At 70.9% G+C, this 17,308-nt stretch carries 15 protein-coding genes; 10 read left to right on the top strand and 5 right to left on the bottom strand.

The annotated features are described in order from the left end of the window. The first annotated feature begins 121 nt into the window (after positions 1-121). The 6 genes from ASD78_RS01805 (at position 122) to ASD78_RS01785 (ending at position 6,079) form a co-directional block, all read left to right on the top strand. Positions 122-3,130 carry a molybdopterin oxidoreductase family protein gene (locus ASD78_RS01805; protein WP_162250111.1) on the top strand — a complete coding sequence of 1,003 codons (3,009 nt, stop codon included), beginning with the start codon at positions 122-124 and terminating at the stop codon, positions 3,128-3,130. Further along, on the top strand, positions 3,127-3,345 hold the full coding sequence (locus ASD78_RS01800; RefSeq protein ID WP_156087530.1) for a hypothetical protein: 219 nt from the start codon (positions 3,127-3,129) through the stop codon (positions 3,343-3,345). The genes ASD78_RS01805 and ASD78_RS01800 overlap by 4 nt, the downstream gene beginning before the upstream one ends. Next, positions 3,342-4,130 carry a 4Fe-4S dicluster domain-containing protein gene (locus ASD78_RS01795; RefSeq protein WP_056097944.1) on the top strand — a complete coding sequence of 263 codons (789 nt, stop codon included), beginning with the start codon at positions 3,342-3,344 and terminating at the stop codon, positions 4,128-4,130. The genes ASD78_RS01800 and ASD78_RS01795 overlap by 4 nt, the downstream gene beginning before the upstream one ends. A 5-nt stretch (positions 4,131-4,135) precedes the next feature. Further along, positions 4,136-4,306 (top strand): hypothetical protein, encoded by a 171-nt coding sequence (locus ASD78_RS20420; RefSeq protein ID WP_156087529.1) that lies wholly within the window; start codon positions 4,136-4,138, stop codon positions 4,304-4,306. Next, positions 4,306-5,298: a DmsC/YnfH family molybdoenzyme membrane anchor subunit gene (locus ASD78_RS01790; RefSeq protein ID WP_056097942.1), complete on the top strand. Its 993-nt coding sequence runs from the start codon at positions 4,306-4,308 to the stop codon at positions 5,296-5,298. The genes ASD78_RS20420 and ASD78_RS01790 overlap by 1 nt, the downstream gene beginning before the upstream one ends. A gap of 136 nt (positions 5,299-5,434) precedes the next feature. Beyond that, positions 5,435-6,079, top strand: a complete 645-nt coding sequence (locus ASD78_RS01785; RefSeq protein WP_235566416.1) for a DUF481 domain-containing protein — start codon at positions 5,435-5,437, stop codon at positions 6,077-6,079. Between the two features lie 251 nt (positions 6,080-6,330). Here the strand turns inward: ASD78_RS01785 and hemC are convergent, their stop codons facing one another. From hemC to ASD78_RS01760, 5 genes are all read right to left on the bottom strand, one after another. Beyond that, complete coding sequence (gene hemC / locus ASD78_RS01780; protein WP_056097938.1) at positions 6,331-7,245, bottom strand: hydroxymethylbilane synthase; 915 nt, start codon at positions 7,243-7,245, stop codon at positions 6,331-6,333. A 393-nt stretch (positions 7,246-7,638) separates the two neighbouring features. Then, positions 7,639-8,379 carry a LytTR family DNA-binding domain-containing protein gene (locus ASD78_RS01775; RefSeq protein ID WP_200944108.1) on the bottom strand — a complete coding sequence of 247 codons (741 nt, stop codon included), beginning with the start codon at positions 8,377-8,379 and terminating at the stop codon, positions 7,639-7,641. After that, the gene (locus ASD78_RS01770) at positions 8,376-9,437 is read right to left on the bottom strand and encodes a histidine kinase (RefSeq protein WP_055908131.1); all 1,062 of its coding nucleotides are present in this window, start codon (positions 9,435-9,437) and stop codon (positions 8,376-8,378) included. The genes ASD78_RS01775 and ASD78_RS01770 overlap by 4 nt, the downstream gene beginning before the upstream one ends. Positions 9,438-9,439: 2 nt before the next feature. Further along, positions 9,440-10,126: an alpha/beta hydrolase gene (locus tag ASD78_RS01765; RefSeq protein ID WP_200944107.1), complete on the bottom strand. Its 687-nt coding sequence runs from the start codon at positions 10,124-10,126 to the stop codon at positions 9,440-9,442. Between the two features lie 58 nt (positions 10,127-10,184). Next, positions 10,185-11,141 (bottom strand): energy transducer TonB, encoded by a 957-nt coding sequence (locus tag ASD78_RS01760; protein ID WP_056097937.1) that lies wholly within the window; start codon positions 11,139-11,141, stop codon positions 10,185-10,187. Positions 11,142-11,261: 120 nt separating this feature from the next. Between ASD78_RS01760 and ASD78_RS01755 the strand changes: the two genes are divergently transcribed. The 4 genes from ASD78_RS01755 to ASD78_RS01740 are packed head-to-tail and all read left to right on the top strand — an operon-like array spanning position 11,262 to position 17,186. Continuing rightward, positions 11,262-11,633 carry a hypothetical protein gene (locus tag ASD78_RS01755; protein WP_055908127.1) on the top strand — a complete coding sequence of 124 codons (372 nt, stop codon included), beginning with the start codon at positions 11,262-11,264 and terminating at the stop codon, positions 11,631-11,633. A 57-nt stretch (positions 11,634-11,690) separates the two neighbouring features. Further along, on the top strand, positions 11,691-12,995 hold the full coding sequence (locus tag ASD78_RS01750) for a TolC family protein (protein WP_055908124.1): 1,305 nt from the start codon (positions 11,691-11,693) through the stop codon (positions 12,993-12,995). Next, on the top strand, positions 12,992-13,972 hold the full coding sequence (locus ASD78_RS01745) for an efflux RND transporter periplasmic adaptor subunit (protein ID WP_056097935.1): 981 nt from the start codon (positions 12,992-12,994) through the stop codon (positions 13,970-13,972). Before ASD78_RS01750 ends, ASD78_RS01745 begins: the two co-directional genes overlap by 4 nt. Before the next feature lie 22 nt (positions 13,973-13,994). Next, a complete protein-coding gene (locus ASD78_RS01740; protein ID WP_056098158.1) occupies positions 13,995-17,186 on the top strand; it encodes a CusA/CzcA family heavy metal efflux RND transporter in 3,192 nt (1,063 codons plus the stop codon). Positions 17,187-17,308: the final 122 nt, after the last annotated feature.

The raw sequence follows: 17,308 nt of genomic DNA, 5'->3' as shown, positions 1-17,308 counted from the left end.
TCGCTGCCACGCACAAGCCCGGCCGACGCGCAAGCTCGCCCTCGGCCGCCGGGCTAGGCACAATGCCCGCATGCGAGGGCCCGCACCCACCAAGCCAGCTCCATCGGAGCCAGCGATCGATTTGTCGCCCTCGCCGGGCGACGAGGTCAAGACGACCACCTGCTACATGTGCGCCTGCCGCTGCGGCATCAAGGTGTGGCTGGCCGACGGCAAGATCCGCTACATCCAGGGCAACCCCGAGCACCCGGTCAACCAGGGCGTGCTCTGCGCCAAGGGCTCGGCCGGGATCATGCAGCACTACTCGCCGGCGCGGCTGGACAAGCCGCTGCTGCGCGTGGGCGAGCGCGGTCGCGGCGAGTTCAAGGAAATCGAGTGGGACGAGGCGCTGGCGATCGCCGTCGGCTGGCTGGCGCCGATCCGCGAGCGCAATCCCGACGAGCTGGCCTTCTTCACCGGCCGCGACCAGTCGCAGGCGCTGACCGGCTGGTGGGCGCAGCAATTCGGCACGGTCAACTACGCCGCCCACGGCGGTTTCTGCTCGGTCAACATGGCCGCCGGCGGCTTGTACACGCTAGGCGGCTCGTTCTGGGAATTCGGCGAACCCGACTGGGAGCATTCGCGCTACCTGATGCTGTGGGGCGTGGCCGAAGACCACGACTCCAACCCGATCAAGCTCGGCCTGGGCAAGCTGAAGGCGCACGGGGCCAAGATCGTCGCGGTCAATCCGGTGCGCAGCGGCTACGGCGCGATCGCCGACGAGTGGATCGGCATCCGCCCCGGCACCGACGGCCTGTTCGCGTTCGCGCTGATCCACGAACTGCTCAAGGCCGACCGGATCGACCTGGACTATCTGGTGCGCTACGCCAATGCGCACTGGCTGGTGATCCGCAATCCGGGCGGCGCCGACGATGGTCTGTTCGCGCGCGACAGCGAGGGCCATCCCTTGTGCTGGGTGCGCGGCCCTCACCCCGGCCCTCTGCCGCAGACGGGAGAGGGAGCGGACGCGACGCGGCCGATAGCGACACGCGCGACCGAAGCCTCCTTGCTGTACAGCGAAGCGGAGGCTTCCGAAGCATCTTCTCTGCATAAGCAAACGAATGCCGCGGAAGAGCTCCCTCTCCCGTCTGCGGCAGAGGGCCAGGGTGAGGGCAGCGCACAGCGCGCCGACGCCATCGGCATCTCGCCCGCCGTCGTCGGCGAATACACCCTGCCCGACGGCCGCCGCGCGGTGCCAGTGTTCCATCTGATCGCCGAGCGCTACCTCGATCCGCAGTACTCGCCCGACGCGGTCAGCGAACGCTGCGGCATTCCGGCGGACACCATCCGCCGGATCGCGCGCGAGCTGGCCGAGGCCGCCTTCGATCATCCGCTGACCCTGCCGATCGCCTGGACCGACGCGTACGGCCGCGAGCATGCCGAAATGGTCGGGCGCCCGGTCAGCATGCACGCTATGCGCGGCATCAGCGCGCACAGCAACGGCTTCCACACCTGCCGCGCGCTGCACCTGCTGCAGCTGCTGCTGGGCGCGGTGGATACGCCGGGCTCGTTCCGCTATCAGCCGCCGTTCCCGAAACCGATCGCGCCGCCGAACCGGCCCGGCAAGAACCGCCAGGCCAACGGCGTGCTCGATGCCGCGCCGCTGGGTTTCGTGCACGCGCCCGAGGACCTGGTGGTCGACGCCGACGGCCGGCCGCGCCGCATCGACCACGCTTTCTCCTGGGCCTACCCGCTGTCCGCTCACGGCATGATGCACAGCGTGATCCGCAACGCCTGGGCCGGCGACCCGTACAAGATCGACACCCTGATGATGTTCATGGCCAACATGAGCTGGAACTCGTCGATGAACACCGCCGAGACCATCGGCTGGCTCACCGACAAGGATCAGCAGGGCGAGTACCGCATCCCGCGCATCATCTACGCCGACGCCTACGCCTCGGAAATGGTCGCCTACGCCGACCTGGTGCTGCCGGACACGACCTACCTGGAGCGCTTCGACGCGATCAGCATGCTCGATCGCCCGATCTCCGACGCCGAGAGCGCGATCGACGCGATCCGGCACCCGGTGGTCGACTCGAAGGAGCAGCGCGAAGGTCGCGACGTGCGCGGCTTCCAGTCGGTGCTGATCGATCTGGGCGCACGCCTGGGCCTGCCGGGACTGGCGCACGAGGACGGCAGCCCGCGCTATCGCGACTACGCCGACTACATCGTGCGCCACGAACGCGCGCCCGGCGTCGGCCTGCTCGCCGGCTGGCGCGGCGAGCATGGCGAACTCGAAGCCAAGGGCCCGCCCAATCCGCAGCAGCTGGAGCGCTACATCGAACACGGCGGTTTCTGGCGCAGTCCGATCCCCGAGCACGCGCGCTATTTCAAGATGGCCAACCGCGGCTATCTCGACTGGGCGCAGAAGATGGGCTTCATTGGCCACGCCGACCCGATCGTGCTGCAGCTGTATTCGGAGACGCTGCAGAAGTTCCGGCTCGCGGCGCAGGGCCACGGCGAACACCGGCCGCCGGAGCAGCACCGCGAGCGCGTGGCCACCTACTTCGATCCGCTGCCGATCTGGTACGAGCCCTTCGAGGGCGCGCAGGTCGCCGATTCCGACACCCGCTACCCGCTCAGCGCGGTGACCCAGCGGCCGATGTTCATGTACCACGCCTGGGGATCGCAGAACGCCTGGCTGCGCCAGATCACCGCGCGCAACTATCTGTACCTGCATCCCGACACCGGCGCCCGTCACGGCATCGCCGACGAGGACTGGATCGCGGTGGAATCGCACCACGGCCGCATTACCGTGCAGGCGAAGTTCGCCGGCAACGTGCAGCCGGACACGGTCTGGACCTGGAACGCGATCGGCAAGCGCAAGGGCGCCTGGCGCCTGGGCAAGGACGCGCCGGAAGGCCGCAAGGGCTTCCTGCTCAACCATCTGATTTCCGACATCACCCCGCGCGGCGACTACGCCAACGCCGACCCGGTCACCGGTCAGGCGGCCTGGTTCGACCTGCGCGTGCGCATCAGCCGCGTCGAGCCGGTCGAGCAGAGCCAGCCGCAGTTTCCGGCGCTGGAGCTGGGCGAGGCCGACAATCGACCGCTGCGCTACGGCGCGGCTTTCCGCAACAAGGCGTCCCGATGAAACGATCGTTCCGCATGCTGGTGGGCTGGTGCTGCGTCGCACTGAGCTTCGCGCTGGTGATCCTGATCGGCCTGGGCGTGTTCGACCCGATCGGCAGCGTCGCCGGGCGCGGTTCGCTGACGCCGGTGCTGGTCGGCCTGCTGCCCAGCGTGAGTTTCGGCATCGCCATGTTCGCCCTGGGCGTGTGGTTGATCAGTACGAGCCGCAAACGATGACCGCTCTGCCACCGCCGAGCACGAAGAAGATGGGGCTGGTGATCGACCTCGACACCTGCGTGGGTTGCCATGCCTGCGCGGTAAGCTGCAAGGAATGGAATGCGGGCGGTTTCGCCGCGCCGCTCACCGACGAAAGCCCGTACGGCAAGGACCCCAGCGGGGTCTGGTTCAACCGGGTGCACAGTTACGAGATCGCGGCGGAGCCGGCGACGACGGGTTGCGGCGGCGGGGCCGCGGCGGTCGCGCCGCAACCGGCGATGACCCTGCACTTCCCGCGCTCCTGCCTGCATTGCGAAACCCCGGCCTGCGTGACCGTGTGCCCGACCGGCGCCAGCTACAAACGCGCCGAGGACGGCATCGTCCTGGTCGACGAGGACAAATGCATCGGCTGCAAACTGTGCTCCTGGGCCTGCCCCTACGGCGCACGCGAGTACAGCCCGGTCGAAGGCGTGATGAAGAAATGCACGCTGTGCATCGATCGCATCTACAACGAGAAGCTCGAAGAGTCCGAGCGCCAGCCTGCCTGCGTACAGGCCTGCCCGACCCGCGCGCGCCACTTCGGCGATCTCGGCGATCCGGAATCCAAGGTGTCGAAGCTGGTCGCCGCGCGCGGCGGCGTCGACCTGATGCCGGAGCTGGGTTACAAACCGACCAACAAGTACCTGCCGCCGCGGCCGCGCCGCACGGGCGAAACGGCGGCACCGGCGACGCCGCCCGCCGAAGCCCTGGACACCGCGGCGCTGCCGCCGGTGTTGCGTTGGCTGGATCGGGTGCTGTCGCGATGAGGCGGATGTTCGTGCGCGCCATCGCGGCCGATTCGTCGGCCGCAGCATCGTGCGTCGATGCGATCCCGTACCGGATGCAACGCGCATGCGACCCGGCGCGGCCCTGCATTCCGCTTCCGCCCGACGCGCGTATGCGCGCGCTGCTGCCGGGCGTGGCCCCGACGCCGGACCGCTGATGCATCCCGCCTTCTCCGTCATCCTGTTCACCACCCTGTCCGGCGCGGGCTATGGCCTGCTGGCGTGGCTGGGCGCCTTGCTCGCGACCTCGCGGCTGCAAGCGCTGAGCTACCCCGGCGCCGATATGGTCTCGGCGCCGCTGCTGGGCCTGTTCGCGCTCGGCCTGGGTCTGCTGCTGAGCGTGGCCGGCCTGCTCGCTTCGACTTTCCATCTGGGCAAACCGCTGCGCGCCTGGCGCGCGTTCTCGCAATGGCGCACGTCCTGGCTGTCGCGCGAGGGCGTGCTGTCGCTGGCGACCTTCGTGCCGGCGCTGGCCCTGGCCGCGATGCTGTGGAGCGCGGGCGACGCCGGCGCGGGCGCACTGCTGGCGGGCTGGGACCGCGTACTCGGCGCCGCGCTGACCGTACTGTCGCTGCTGACGGTGGTCTGCACCGCGATGATCTACGCCTCGCTGCCGCCGATCCCGGCCTGGCGCCATCGGCTGGTGGTGCCGGCGTATCTCGGCTTCGCCCTGCTCACCGGTTGGGCGCTGCTGGCGACGCTGGCCGTGGCATTCGCCGGGAACGGTCTGCCGTCACCGACGCTACGCTACCTCGCGCTCGCGCTGGGCGTGCTGGCCCTGGCCGCGGCGGCGATGAAGCTGCGCTATTGGCGCGCCATCGACACCACCCCGCTCACCGTCACCCGCGCCGACGCGGTCGGCCTGCCCGGTCGCGAACTGAGCGTGTTCGAGCGCCCGCATACCGAAGACAACTACCTGACCCGCGAGATGGGCTACGTGCTCGCACGCAAGCACGCGCGCAAGCTGCGCCTCATCGCCGTCGTGCTGTTCGGGGTCGCTCCGCTGCTGCTGGCCGCGCTGGTATGGGCGGCGCCCGCAGCGGCGATGGTCGCGTTCCCGTTGGCGGCCGTGGCCGCCTTGGTCGGCGCCCTGGTCGAACGCTGGCTGTTCTTCGCCCAGGCCCGGCATCTGGTCACGCTGTATTACTGAGGCGTTAGCCGCGTCGTGGCGCGGTCCAGACGGCGGTTCAGCCCAGGTCTTGGGACTGTAATCGTTTTCATGGCATCATCCAGCTACCTTCTTGGCCCTGTTCACGACGATGTCCGGCTTGCTCGGGCTCGCCCTGTTGGGCGGTCCCCTCCTCACATTGCCGACGATGCCGGTCTCCGGCGACCCCACGCTGATGGCGCTCGCGAGCGATCCGGCGCAGATGCGGCTGTACTGTTTTTCCACGCGCTGCGGGGATGAGGAATGGCGTCTGGCGCTGGCGCCGCCGGTCCGGGTACGCAGCCTGGACGAGCCGCAGGCCACGCCGCGCCGGCCGCTGCGCCTGCCGGGCTCGCAGCGCTACATCGGTCTGAGCGCGCCGGCCGCGACGCGCGAAAGCCGCGGCGCCTACTCCAACGATTTCCGCATCGGCACCCGCTACGGCGTGCAGGTGCTGCGCGACGGCCCGACCCAGCTGGGCCTGCAGTTCGGCGCCGGCTACCGGCTGGCGCCGCTGTACGACGACGGCATCAACCGGCCCGGCGCGGTGATGCGCGGCGAACTCAACTTCGGGCAGAAGATCGGCGACCGCGCGCGCTGGACCCAGCGCGTGTTCGTCGAAAGCGGCCACGGCAATACCTTCGTCAAACAGTCGGTGCGGCTGGACGTGGCCTTGTGGCCGGACTGGACCCTGGAAACCGACTTCGCGATCCGCCACGATTCCGAGAGCGGCGGCGGCAGCGAGACGGCGGAAAGCTCCATCGAGTTGCGGCGGCGGTTCTAGTTGCGGCGGTGGGTGCGGGGGGAGCGGGGAATCGTGGTTCGCGGGTGATCGGGTGGCCGGGGTCGCGGCTTACGCCGCTCCTACCCCAGGGCGGCTGTCGGCGGGTGCGGCGTGAGTTGCGACCGCGCCGCCGCTGGTAACTTCGCGATCGCGGCTTACGCCGCTCCCACAGCGCTGCTCACGCTCATCGCATGCCGGCGTCGGCTATCGCTTTCGCGCCGACACCAGCTATCGCATCCAGCGGGCGCGGCTCAGAGCGCGGCCGCGATGAACTCGCCCGCGCCCTGCGCCAGCAGCGCCTGCGCGACTTCCAGGCCCAGGCATTCGGGCGCGTCGCCGCGGCCTTCGCCGTGGGCGCGCACCTGGCGGCCGTCGGCGGCGCCGACCAGGCCGTCCAGGCGCAGGTGTTCGCCGTCCAGGCGCGCGTGCGCGGCGACCGGCACGTGGCAGCTGCCGTGCAGGGCGCGGTTCATCGCGCGCTCGGCCTCGACGCAGGTGCGGGTGTCGCTGTGGTCGAGCGCGGCGCACAGCGCGCGCGTGGCCAGGTGGTCGCTGCGGCATTCGATCGCGATCGCGCCCTGCGCCGGCGCCGGCAGCCATTGCGGCGCCTGCAGGCGCTCGCGCACGCGTTTGCCCAGGCCGAGGCGCTCCAGGCCGGCGACCGCGAGCACGATCGCGTCGTATTCGCCGGCGTCTAGCTTGGCCAGGCGGGTGTTGACGTTGCCGCGCAGGTCCAGCAACTGCAGGTCCGGACGCAGCGCGCGCAGCTGGGTCTGGCGGCGCAGCGAAGAGGTGCCTACGCGCGCGCCCTGAGGCAGCGCGTCGATGCGGGCGTAGTGCGGGCTGACGAAGGCGTCGGCGTAGTCGGCGCGTTCCAGGATCGCCGGCAGGGCGAAGCCGGGTTCCAGCTCCATCGGCACGTCTTTGAGCGAATGCACGGCGCAGTCGGCTTCGCCGCGCTGCATCGCCACTTCCAGCTCCTTCAGGAACAGGCCCTTGCCGCCGATCGCGGCCAGGGAGCGATCCAGCACCTCGTCGCCGCGGGTGCTCATCGGCACCAGCAGCACCTCCAGACCGGGGTGGGCGGCGCGCAGGCGCGCGGCGACGTGCTCGGTCTGCCACAGGGCGAGCGGGCTTTTGCGGGTGGCGATGCGGAGACGGGTCATGGGGGAATTTTAGAAGCAAATCCCCCTCGATCCCCCTTTTTCAAAGGGGGAAGCTGCATTGGTGGGTTCTGGGTGCCACTGCCGCTCCGTGCTTCGCTTTCCCCTCTTCTAAGGGGAAGCTGCATTCGTGGGTGCAACAGTCACTCCCCTGCCCTCGCTGCTCCCCCTCGTCAAAAAGGGGCCGCATTCGTGGGCTCTGGGTGTAACCGCTGCTTTCGCTGTTCGCCCGTCAAAGGGGGGCGCATTTGTGCGGCTCTGGTGTAGCCGCCACTCCCCTGCTCCGCTGTACCCCTCTTCAAAGGGGGAAGCCGCATTCGTGAACGGTTGCCAGCTCGCCCCGCTCTGACCGTTCCCCCCTTTGAGAAGGGGGGCTGGGGGGATTTGCTCCGCCCGCTACAGATGCTTCAACGTCTCCCGCAGCGCCGACACGCAGCGCCGGCTGACTTCCAGCGGCTGCTTGCCGTGGCGCAGCACCGCCTGGACGTGGCCGTCCGGGCAGCGCTTGAGCTCGACGATCTCGTGGCGGGCGACCAGGCAGTTGCGGTGGATGCGCACGAAGCGTTCGCCGAACTCGTCTTCCAGCGACTTCAGCGATTCCTCGATCAGGTCCTCGCCGCGCGCGTGGTGGACGATCACGTACTTCTCTTCGGCGTGCAGGTAGTGCACGTCTTCGATCGGGATCAGGCGCAGGCTGCCGCGCAGGCGCGCGCACAGGTGGGTGCGGCGCTGGCCCGGCGCGACCTCGCCGCCGCGCTCGCGGCCGGCGGCGAAGGTGCGCACGCGCTCCAGCGCGGCGCTCAGGCGTTCGGCACGGACCGGCTTGACCAGGTAGTCGATCGCCTCGGCCTCGAACGCCGACAGCGCGTGGGCGTCGTAGGCGGTGCAGAACACCACCGCCGGGCGCGGTTCGAACGCGGCCAGATGGCGCGCGGCCTCCAGGCCGTCGATGCCGGGCATGGCGATGTCCAGCAGCACCAGGTCGGGCTGGTGCTCGGCGCAGGCGTGCAGGGCGTGCTGGCCGTCGGCGGCCTCGGCCACCACCTCGACGTCGTGCAGTTCGGCCAGCAGAGCGCGCAAACGCTCGCGCGCCAGCGGCTCGTCGTCGGCAATGACTATCCTCATTGCGGCCCTCATCGGTACAGCGCCTCCACCCCAGTCGGCACGTGCAGTTCGCACAGATAGTAGTCCTGCGCCCAGCCCGCGGTCATCCGGGCCTGCGGGCCGTAGGCGTAGCGCAGGCGCTGGCCGATGCTGCGCTGGGCGTGGCGGGTACCGCTGCCGGGGCCTTCCGGCGGCGGCGGGGCCGGATTGCGCACCCGCAGCACCAGCATCTGGCCGCTCACCAGCAGCTCGATTTCCAGGGTTCCGCCGCCCTGCAGGCGCGAAATGCCGTGCAGCACCGCGTTCTCAACCAGGGGCTGCAGGACCAGGCGCGGCATCGGCAGGGTCCAGGGCAGCGGCTCGTGCTTGCGCCATTCCACCTGCAGGCGGTCGCCCAGGCGCAGCTGCTCGATCGCCAGGTAGCGCTCGGACAGCTCGACCTCCTCGGCCAGGCTGGAGTCGGACTCGCCGGCGCCGAGCGCGGCGCGGAACAGGTCCGACAGGTCCAGCACCGCGCGCTCGGCCACCACCGGGTCGCTGCGCACCAGGCCGGCGATGGTGTTCATGCTGTTGAAGAGGAAGTGCGGCTTGATCCGCGCCTGCAGCGCATCGACCTCGGCGCGCGCACTGGCGCGCACCTGCGCCTTCCAGCCGTCGTTGATATAGAGGTAACGCAGCACCACGCCGACCGCGAGCATGGTCACCGCCGCGGTGCCCAGGCTGAAACGCGCGAACGAAACGCCCGGCGGCACCAGGCTGGCGCCGACGGCGTGGTCGATCGAATGGGTGATCGCGGCGAAGGTCGCGCCGAGCAGGGCCGCGGCCGCGGTCGCGATCACGCCGCCGAGGCTGGCCGGCAGCCGCAGCAGGCGTTCGCGCGAGACGCACAGCAGCACCGACACGGTCAGCGCCAGCCACAGCGCGAAAGTGCTGCCGGACACGAAGCGCTGCCAGTCCCAGGGCGCGCCGCCGTCGGGCGCCAGCGCCAGCACGACCACGATCAGCTCGGCCATGCTCAGCATCACTACCAGCCGCGGCAGGCGGCACAGGTCGGGCAGCCAGGGTTCGCGCTCGCTGCCGGGGGCGCTCATGCTCAGGCGGCGAAGCGCCGCGACATCCAGTCGCCCAGGTCCTGGATCTGCTCCAGGCAGACCTGGTGCGCCATCGGATAGGCGTGCCAGTCCGGGTTCAGGCCGAGCGCGCGCAGCCGCGCCGCGCTGGTCTCGCCGGCGGCATAGGGCACCACCGGGTCGTGGCGGCCGTGGGCCATGAACACGGGCTGCGAGCGCGCGCCCTCGCGGGTTTCGCGGGCCAGCCGTTCCGGCATTGGCAGGTAGGTCGAGAGCGCGATCAGGCCTGCCAGCGGCTGTTCGCGACGCAGGCCCGCGGCCAGGGCCACCGCGCCGCCCTGCGAGAAGCCGGCCAGCAGCACCCGCGAGGCCGGCACGCCGCGCTCGGCTTCGCGCTCGATCAGGGCTTCGATCTGAGCCACCGATTCATCCACGCCGGCTTCGTCGGCACGATGGTTGAAATCGCTGAAGTCGCGGATGTCGTACCAGGCGCGCATACGCACGCCGTTGTTGATGGTCACCGCGCGCACCGGCGCATGCGGGAACACGAAGCGCAGCGCCGGCCAGTCCGGGCGCAGCAGTTCGGGCACGATGGGCGCGAAATCGTTGCCGTCGGCGCCCAGGCCGTGCAGCCACAGCACGGACCAGGCCGGCGACGGGCCGGTTTCGTGTTCGACGGTATCCAGCAGGGGGGCGGTGGCAGTAGTCATCGCCGCATTGTGCGCGCAGGCCCCCGCGAGCCGCCAGCACCGGCGTCACGCCTGCGGCTCAGCCCTTGGGCAGGCGGAAACTCAGGGTCCGGCTGGTCGGCACGCGCTGACCGCCGGCCTCGAAGCGCCAGCGCGAGACCGCGGCCAGCGCGGCCTCGTCGAACACGCCCGGCGGCGTCGACGACAGCAGACGCACCGCGGTCACGCTGCCGTCGGGCTGGATCACGAACGCGATCTGCACGCTGCCCTCGATGCGGCGATTGAGGGCGCTGAGCGGGTAACGCGGCGCGGAATCGCTGATCAGGCGCGGCAAGGGACGCGCGGCGGCCTCGTCGCGGCGCGGCGCCGGCGGCGCTGCGGCGATCGCGATCGGTTCGACCGGCGCCGGCGCGGGCACCGTGGCAACCGGCGGCGGCGCGGGCGCGGCCGATGCGGCTGGCGCAGCGGAGGCAGGCGCGCTCGATACAGGCGCGACCGATGCCGGCGCGGCCGGCTTGTTGGCCGCATTCGCGAGCGCCGTGGCGCGTTGCTGGGCCAGGCGCTGATCTTCGGCCTGCAACTCGGCTAAACGCTGGCTCTGCGCGGCACGCGCCGCGTCCAGGCCCGCGCGCAGACGCGGCAGCGCCGGCGCCTGCGCGTCCACGCGCGCGAGCAGGTCCAGCAGACGCTGGGCCTCGCTCAGTTCGCCGCCGGCCATCGCCTGTTCGGCGGCGATCAGCACGTAAGGCTGCAGTTCCTGCAGCGCATTGGCGACCGTGGCCTCGCCCGGCGCCTTGTCGCGCAAGGCGAGGTAGTACTCGACCGCGTTGTCGCCGGCCGGTGCGTAGGTGCGTTGGCCGCGCAGGGCCTCGGCGGCGAGCGTGCGCAGGCGCTCGATGTCGAGACTGGCCAGGGCCGGTCGCGCCGGTATCGCCTCCGGCGACGACGGGGCCTGCGCTTGCGGCGCCGGCTCGGAGCCGCAAGCGACCAGGCACGACAGCGCGGCGAAGGCCGCGCAGGTCCGAACCCACTTCATGACACGCCCCCTGTAGACGAGGCGCGCAGTCTGGCCAGCGCATGTGACGCCCGTGCGGCACGCACTGTGCCGTATCGGCGCAATTGTGTATCGCCGCACCCGGCCCGTACCCTAGCGGCCATGTCCGGTCTGCCGCCCCTGTCCTCGATCCTGCGCTGCCTGGTCTTCGGCCTGCTGATCGCCATGGCCGTGGTCCGGCCGGCGCTGGCGTTCGCCGAGGAGGCGCGCGAGATCGCATCGATCGGCGGCGCGCAGAGCGAATCGGCCCTGGGCGAGCACGGCCATGACCATCCGCCGGGCCAGCCCGGCAGCGACGGCGACAGCGACAACCGCTGGCACCTGAGCCACTGCTGCGGCCAGCAGGCCGCGGTACTGCCGCGTTACGAGTTGGGCGTGACCGCGCCCGCCACCCGCGAGGCGATTCCGCCGCGCGCGTTCGCGTTCGTGCCGGCGCCGTTGCCGGCGCCGTTCCGCCCCCCGATCGCGGACTGACGTCGCCGCCGGCCTGAGCCGGCCGATCGTTCCTGTCCCGATTCGGAGTATTCCCTCATGTGGTTGCGTCCAGCGGCTTCGGCCGTCCTGGCGGCTGCGTTGTGCTTTCCTGCACGCGCGCAGTTGCCCCCTGCTGTTTCCGCCGCGGCCCCGCGCCCGGCGGTGTTCACTCTCGACGACGCGCTCGCGCGCATCGACGCCTCGCATCCCGACCTGCGCCTGTTCGGCCAGCGCCGCGACGCGCTCGCGGCCGAACTCGACCGCGCCGGCCAGCGCCCGGCGCTGGTCGCCGGCGCTAGCCTGGAGAACGCGTTCGGCAGCGGCGACCTGCGCATGCTGCGCGGCGCCGAACTGTCCCTGACCCTGGCCTCGGTATTCGAACGCGGCGGCAAGCTCGACGCACGCCGTGCGTTGGCGCAGGGCCGGATCGACGCGCTCGCGCTCGAACGCGAGAGCCGTCGCCTCGATCTGTTGGCCGAAGCTGCGCGGCGTTATCTCGCCATCGCCGTCGCCCAGCGCCGGATCGAACTCGCCCAACTTGATATCGCCCAGCGCAAACGCAGCGTCGCCGCCGCGCGTCAGCGCCTGATCGCCGGCGCCTCGCCGGAATCGGGCCTGCTGACCGCGCAGGCCGCGCAGGCGCGCGCCGAACTCGACCGCGGCCGCAGCGAGCAGGCCCTGCTCGCCGCACGTCAGCACCTGGCCGCGCTGTGGGGCGAACGCGACCCCGGCTTCGCCCAGGTCGCCGGCGATCCGTATGCCTTGCCGAAGATCGCCGACGCCGATGCGCTCGCCGCTTTGCTCGAACGCACGCCGGAACTGACCCGCTTCGTCGACGCGCGACGCATCGGCGAGGCGCGCCTGCGCCTGGCCCAGAGCCAGGCCAGCGCCGATCTGGACTGGCAGGCCGGCGTGCGCCGCCTGCAGGACGGCGGCGATCTGGCGCTGCTCGGCGGGGTGTCGTTCGCGCTGGGCGCGCGCGGCCGCGCCGAACCGGAGATCCGCGGCGCGCGCGCCGAACTGGCGAGCGTGGAGACCGAACGCGAAATCCAGGGTCTGGCGCTGTACTCGACCCTGGTCGAAGCGCACGGCCGCTATCGCGTCGCCGCGCTCGAAGTCGGGCGATTGCAGGAGGACGTGCTGCCGCGCCTGAAGCGCGCCGAGGACGCGGCCGAGTACGCCTACCGCGCCGGCGCGATCGGTTACCTGGAACTGGCCCTGCTGCAGGCCGAAAGCGTGGCCGCGCGCAAGCAGCGCCTGGACGCCGCACTGGAAGCGCAGCTCGCCCTGATCGAAATCCAGCGCCTCACCGGCGAGTCCTTCGTCGTCGCCGACGCCACCCCCACCGGAGCCGCCCCATGAAGCCCGAACTGTTGCTCGCCGCAGGCCTGCTGGCCCTGACCCTGAGCGCCTGCGGCAAGGACGACGCGCGCGCCGCGCCGCCGGCCGATGCGAAAGCCGCGCATGCCGACGAAGCCGGCGCCGGACACGACGAAGGCGCAGCCGATCACGAGGAGCAAGCCGAAAGCACGACCATCCCCGCCGCGATCGCACGCCAGTCCGGCATCGTCGTGGCCGCCGCCGGCCCCGGCACCATCGCCGACGAACACGAGGTGCAGGGCCTGGTCACGCCGCTGGAAGGCCGCGTCGCCCGCGTCACCGCCCGCTATCCCGGCCCGGTGCGCACGCTGCGCGCGAACGTCGGCGACCGCGTGCGCGCCGGCCAGACCCTGGCCACCATCGACAGCAACCTCAGCCTGACCACCTACGCCATCGCCGCACCGATCTCCGGCGTGGTGCTGGCGCGCAACGCCGCGTTCGGCGAAGTCGCGACCGAAGGCACCGCCCTGTTCGAGATCGCCGACCTGTCGACGCTGTGGGTCGACCTGCATGTGTTCGGCGCCGACGCCTCGCACCTGCGCCCGGGCCTGCCGGTCACAGTGATGCGCATGGGCGAGGACAGCGGCGTCGCCACCACCCTGGACCGGATCCTGCCCGGCACCGCGACCGCCAGCCAGAGCACCGTCGCGCGCGCCTCCATCGCCAACGCCGACGGCCTGTGGCGCCCTGGCTCGGCGGTGCGCGCGCGGGTCACGGTGGAACTGCAGCCGGTCGCGCTGGCGGTACCGCTGAGCGCGCTGCAGCGCATGGACGAACGCGACGTGGTGTTCGTGCGCGAGGGCGAGCGCTACAGCGCGCGGCCGCTGCGCATCGGCCGCCGCGATGCGCGCCGCATGGAAGTGATCTCGGGCCTGAAGGCCGGCGAACAGGTGGTGGTCGAACAGAGCTTCCTGATCAAGGCCGACATCGAAAAGTCGGGGGCCGCGCATGAGCACTGACCGCGACGCCGCGCGCAGCGGCGTGCTGGAACGGATCATCGGCTACGCGATCGCGCACCGCTGGCTGATGCTGGCGCTGACCCTGGCCCTGATCGGGCTGGGCGTGTGGAGCTTCCGCCAGTTGCCGATCGACGCGACGCCCGACATCACCAACGTCCAGGTCCAGATCAACACCCAGGTACCGGGCTATTCGCCGCTGGAAGCTGAGCAGCGCGTGACCTTCCCGATCGAGACCGCGCTGGCCGGCGTGCCCGAACTCGACTACACCCGTTCGCTGTCGCGCTACGGCCTGTCGCAGGTCACGGTGGTGTTCAAGGACGGCACCGACCTGTATTTCGCCCGCCAGCAGGTCGCCGAGCGGCTGCAGCAGGTGAAGTCGCAGATACCGGCCGGGCTGGAACCCGAACTCGGCCCGACCGCGACCGGACTGGGCGAGATCTTCATGTACACCGTCGACGCCGAGCCGAAGGCGCGCAAGGCCGACGGCACGCCCTACACCGCCACCGACCTGCGCACCCTGCAGGACTGGGTGATCCGCCCGCAGCTGCGCAACACGCCCGGCGTTACCGAGGTCAACACCATCGGCGGTTACGCGCGCCAGATCCACATCACCCCGGATCCGGCGCGGCTGATGGCCTTGAACCTGAGCCAGCGCGACGTGGTCGCCGCGCTCGCGACCAACAACCAGAACGTCGGCGCCGGCTACATCGAACGCAACGGCGAGCAGTTCCTGGTGCGCGTACCGGGCCAGATCGCCGGCATCGAGGCGATCGGCGACATCGTGCTCGACCGCCGCGACGGCGTGCCGATCCGCGTCCGCGACGTGGCCGCGGTCGGCGAAGGCCAGGAACTGCGCAGCGGCGCGGCGACCCAGAACGGCCACGAGGTCGTGCTGGGCACGGTGTTCATGCTGGTCGGCGCCAACAGCCGCGAAGTCTCGCAAGCCGCGGCCGAAAAGCTCCAGGCCGCCAACGCCAGTCTGCCCAGGGGCGTCAGCGCCAATCCGGTCTACGACCGCACGTCCCTGGTCGACCGCACCATCGCCACCGTGTCCAAGAACCTGGTCGAAGGCGCGCTGCTGGTGGTGGTGGTGCTGTTCCTGTTGCTGGGCAACTTCCGCGCCGCGCTGATCACCGCGCTGGTGATACCGCTGGCGATGCTGTTCACCATCACCGGCATGGTCCGCGGCGGCGTCTCGGGCAATCTGATGAGCCTGGGCGCGCTCGACTTCGGCCTGATCGTCGACGGCGCGGTGATCATCATCGAGAACTGCCTGCGTCGCTTCGGCGAAGCCCAGCATGCGCTCGGCCGCGAGATGAGCGACGAGGAACGCCACGAACTCACCGCCAGCGCCACCGCCGAGGTGATCCGTCCCAGCCTGTTCGGCCTGGGCATCATCACCGCGGTTTATCTGCCGATCTTCGCGCTCAGCGGCATCGAAGGAAAAATGTTCCACCCCATGGCGATCACCGTGGTGCTGGCGCTGACCGGGGCGATGCTGCTGTCGCTGAGCTTCGTCCCGGCCGCGGTCGCGATCTTCCTGGGCGGCAAGGTCGCGGAAAAGGAAAACCGCGCGATGGCCTGGCTCAAGCGCCGCTACGAGCCGGCATTGGCCTGGGCGCTGCGCAGCCGCACTGCGGTGATGGCCGGCACCGTGGCGCTGGTGCTGCTCAGCGGCGCGCTGGCCCTGCGCATGGGCAGCGAGTTCGTGCCCAGCCTGGACGAAGGCGACGTCGCGGTGCAGGCCATGCGCATCCCCGGCACCAGCCTGAGCCAGTCGGTGACGATGCAGAAGACCATGGAACAGGCCTTCCTGGCCCTGCCCGAAGTCGAGCGGGTGTTCAGCAAGATCGGCACCGCCGAAGTCGCCAGCGACCCGATGCCGCCCTCGGTGGCCGACACCTTCCTGATGCTCAAGCCGCGCGATCGCTGGCCCGACCCGGGCAAGCCCAAGGCCGCGCTGATGGAGGAGATCGAGGCCGTGGCGCGGCGCCTGCCCGGCAACAACTACGAGTTCACTCAGCCGATCCAGATGCGCATGAACGAGCTGATCTCGGGCGTGCGCGCCGATGTCGCGATCAAGGTCTACGGCGACGACCTGCCGCGCCTGCTCAAGCTGGCGCAGAAGATCGAGGCCGTGGCCAAGCGCGTGCCCGGCGCGGCCGACGTCAAGACCGAACAGGCCACCGGTCTGCCCATGCTCAGCATCGAGCCGGACCGGCGCGCGCTGGCGGTGTACGGCCTCAACCCGGCGGCGGTGCAGGAAACGGTAGCGACCGCGGTCGGCGGCGAAGTCGCCGGCCAGCTGTTCGAAGGCGACCGCCGCTTCGATCTGGTGGTGCGCCTGCCCGAAGCGCTGCGCCAGGACCCGGCCGCGCTCGCCGACCTGCCGATCCCGCTGCCGCCGCGCAGCGAGGGCGATACCGACGAATCCAGCCGCGCCGCGACCTGGAGCGGCGGCGCGCCGCGCACGGTGCCGCTACGCGAGGTCGCCAGCTTGAATCCGATCCTGGGCCCGAACCAGATCAACCGCGAGAACGGCAAGCGCCGGATCGTGGTGACCGCGAACGTGCGCGACCGCGACCTCGGCGGTTTCGTCGCCGAGCTGCGCCAGCGCATCGACGCCGAAGTGAAAGTGCCCGAGGGCTACTGGATCGGCTACGGCGGCACCTTCGAGCAGCTGATCTCGGCCAGCCGGCGCCTGGCGGTGGTGGTGCCGGTGACGCTGGTGGTGATCTTCGCCCTGTTGTTCATGGCCTTCGGCTCGGCCAAGGACGCGGCGATCGTGTTCAGCGGCGTGCCGCTGGCGCTGACCGGCGGCGTGATCGCGCTGGCGCTGCGCGGGATACCGCTGTCGATCTCGGCCGGCGTCGGCTTCATCGCGCTGTCGGGCGTGGCGGTGCTCAACGGCCTGGTGATGATCGCTTTCATCCGCAAGCTGCGCGAACAGGGCGACCGCCTCGACGACGCCATCGTCGACGGCGCGCTGGGGCGTCTGCGTCCGGTGATGATGACCGCGCTGGTGGCCTCGCTGGGCTTCCTGCCGATGGCCTTCAACGTCGGCGCCGGCTCGGAAGTGCAGCGGCCGCTGGCGACGGTGGTGATCGGCGGCATCGTGTCCTCGACCCTGCTGACCTTGCTGGTGCTGCCGGTGCTGTACCGCTGGCTGCATCGCGGCGAGGAAGGCGGTCGCGACGCGACGCCGGCCGGCTGAAACGACGAAGCCCGCGGCGCGACGCCGCGGGCTTCAGTCCATGCGCCAACACGCCAGCGACTGTGGGAGCGGCGTGAGCCGCGATCGCGATACCGCAGTTGCGTCGCAACCGCGAGGACGCG

Source organism: Lysobacter sp. Root667, assembly GCF_001427715.1.
Classification (GTDB): domain Bacteria; phylum Pseudomonadota; class Gammaproteobacteria; order Xanthomonadales; family Xanthomonadaceae; genus Lysobacter.
Note: the sequence above shows the minus strand (reverse complement) of the source record. Positions and strands in the feature narration are given on the sequence as shown.

Coding starts and splice junctions, on each gene's coding strand:
- ASD78_RS01800 (WP_156087530.1), top strand. CDS start 3,127: ATGAAACGATCGTTCCGCATGCTGGTGGGCTGGTGCTGCGTCGCACTG.
- ASD78_RS01795 (WP_056097944.1), top strand. CDS start 3,342: ATGACCGCTCTGCCACCGCCGAGCACGAAGAAGATGGGGCTGGTGATC.
- ASD78_RS20420 (WP_156087529.1), top strand. CDS start 4,136: ATGTTCGTGCGCGCCATCGCGGCCGATTCGTCGGCCGCAGCATCGTGC.
- ASD78_RS01790 (WP_056097942.1), top strand. CDS start 4,306: ATGCATCCCGCCTTCTCCGTCATCCTGTTCACCACCCTGTCCGGCGCG.
- hemC (WP_056097938.1), bottom strand. CDS start 7,245: ATGACCCGTCTCCGCATCGCCACCCGCAAAAGCCCGCTCGCCCTGTGG.
- ASD78_RS01775 (WP_200944108.1), bottom strand. CDS start 8,379: ATGAGGGCCGCAATGAGGATAGTCATTGCCGACGACGAGCCGCTGGCG.
- ASD78_RS01770 (WP_055908131.1), bottom strand. CDS start 9,437: ATGAGCGCCCCCGGCAGCGAGCGCGAACCCTGGCTGCCCGACCTGTGC.
- ASD78_RS01765 (WP_200944107.1), bottom strand. CDS start 10,126: ATGACTACTGCCACCGCCCCCCTGCTGGATACCGTCGAACACGAAACC.
- ASD78_RS01760 (WP_056097937.1), bottom strand. CDS start 11,141: ATGAAGTGGGTTCGGACCTGCGCGGCCTTCGCCGCGCTGTCGTGCCTG.
- ASD78_RS01755 (WP_055908127.1), top strand. CDS start 11,262: ATGTCCGGTCTGCCGCCCCTGTCCTCGATCCTGCGCTGCCTGGTCTTC.
- ASD78_RS01750 (WP_055908124.1), top strand. CDS start 11,691: ATGTGGTTGCGTCCAGCGGCTTCGGCCGTCCTGGCGGCTGCGTTGTGC.
- ASD78_RS01745 (WP_056097935.1), top strand. CDS start 12,992: ATGAAGCCCGAACTGTTGCTCGCCGCAGGCCTGCTGGCCCTGACCCTG.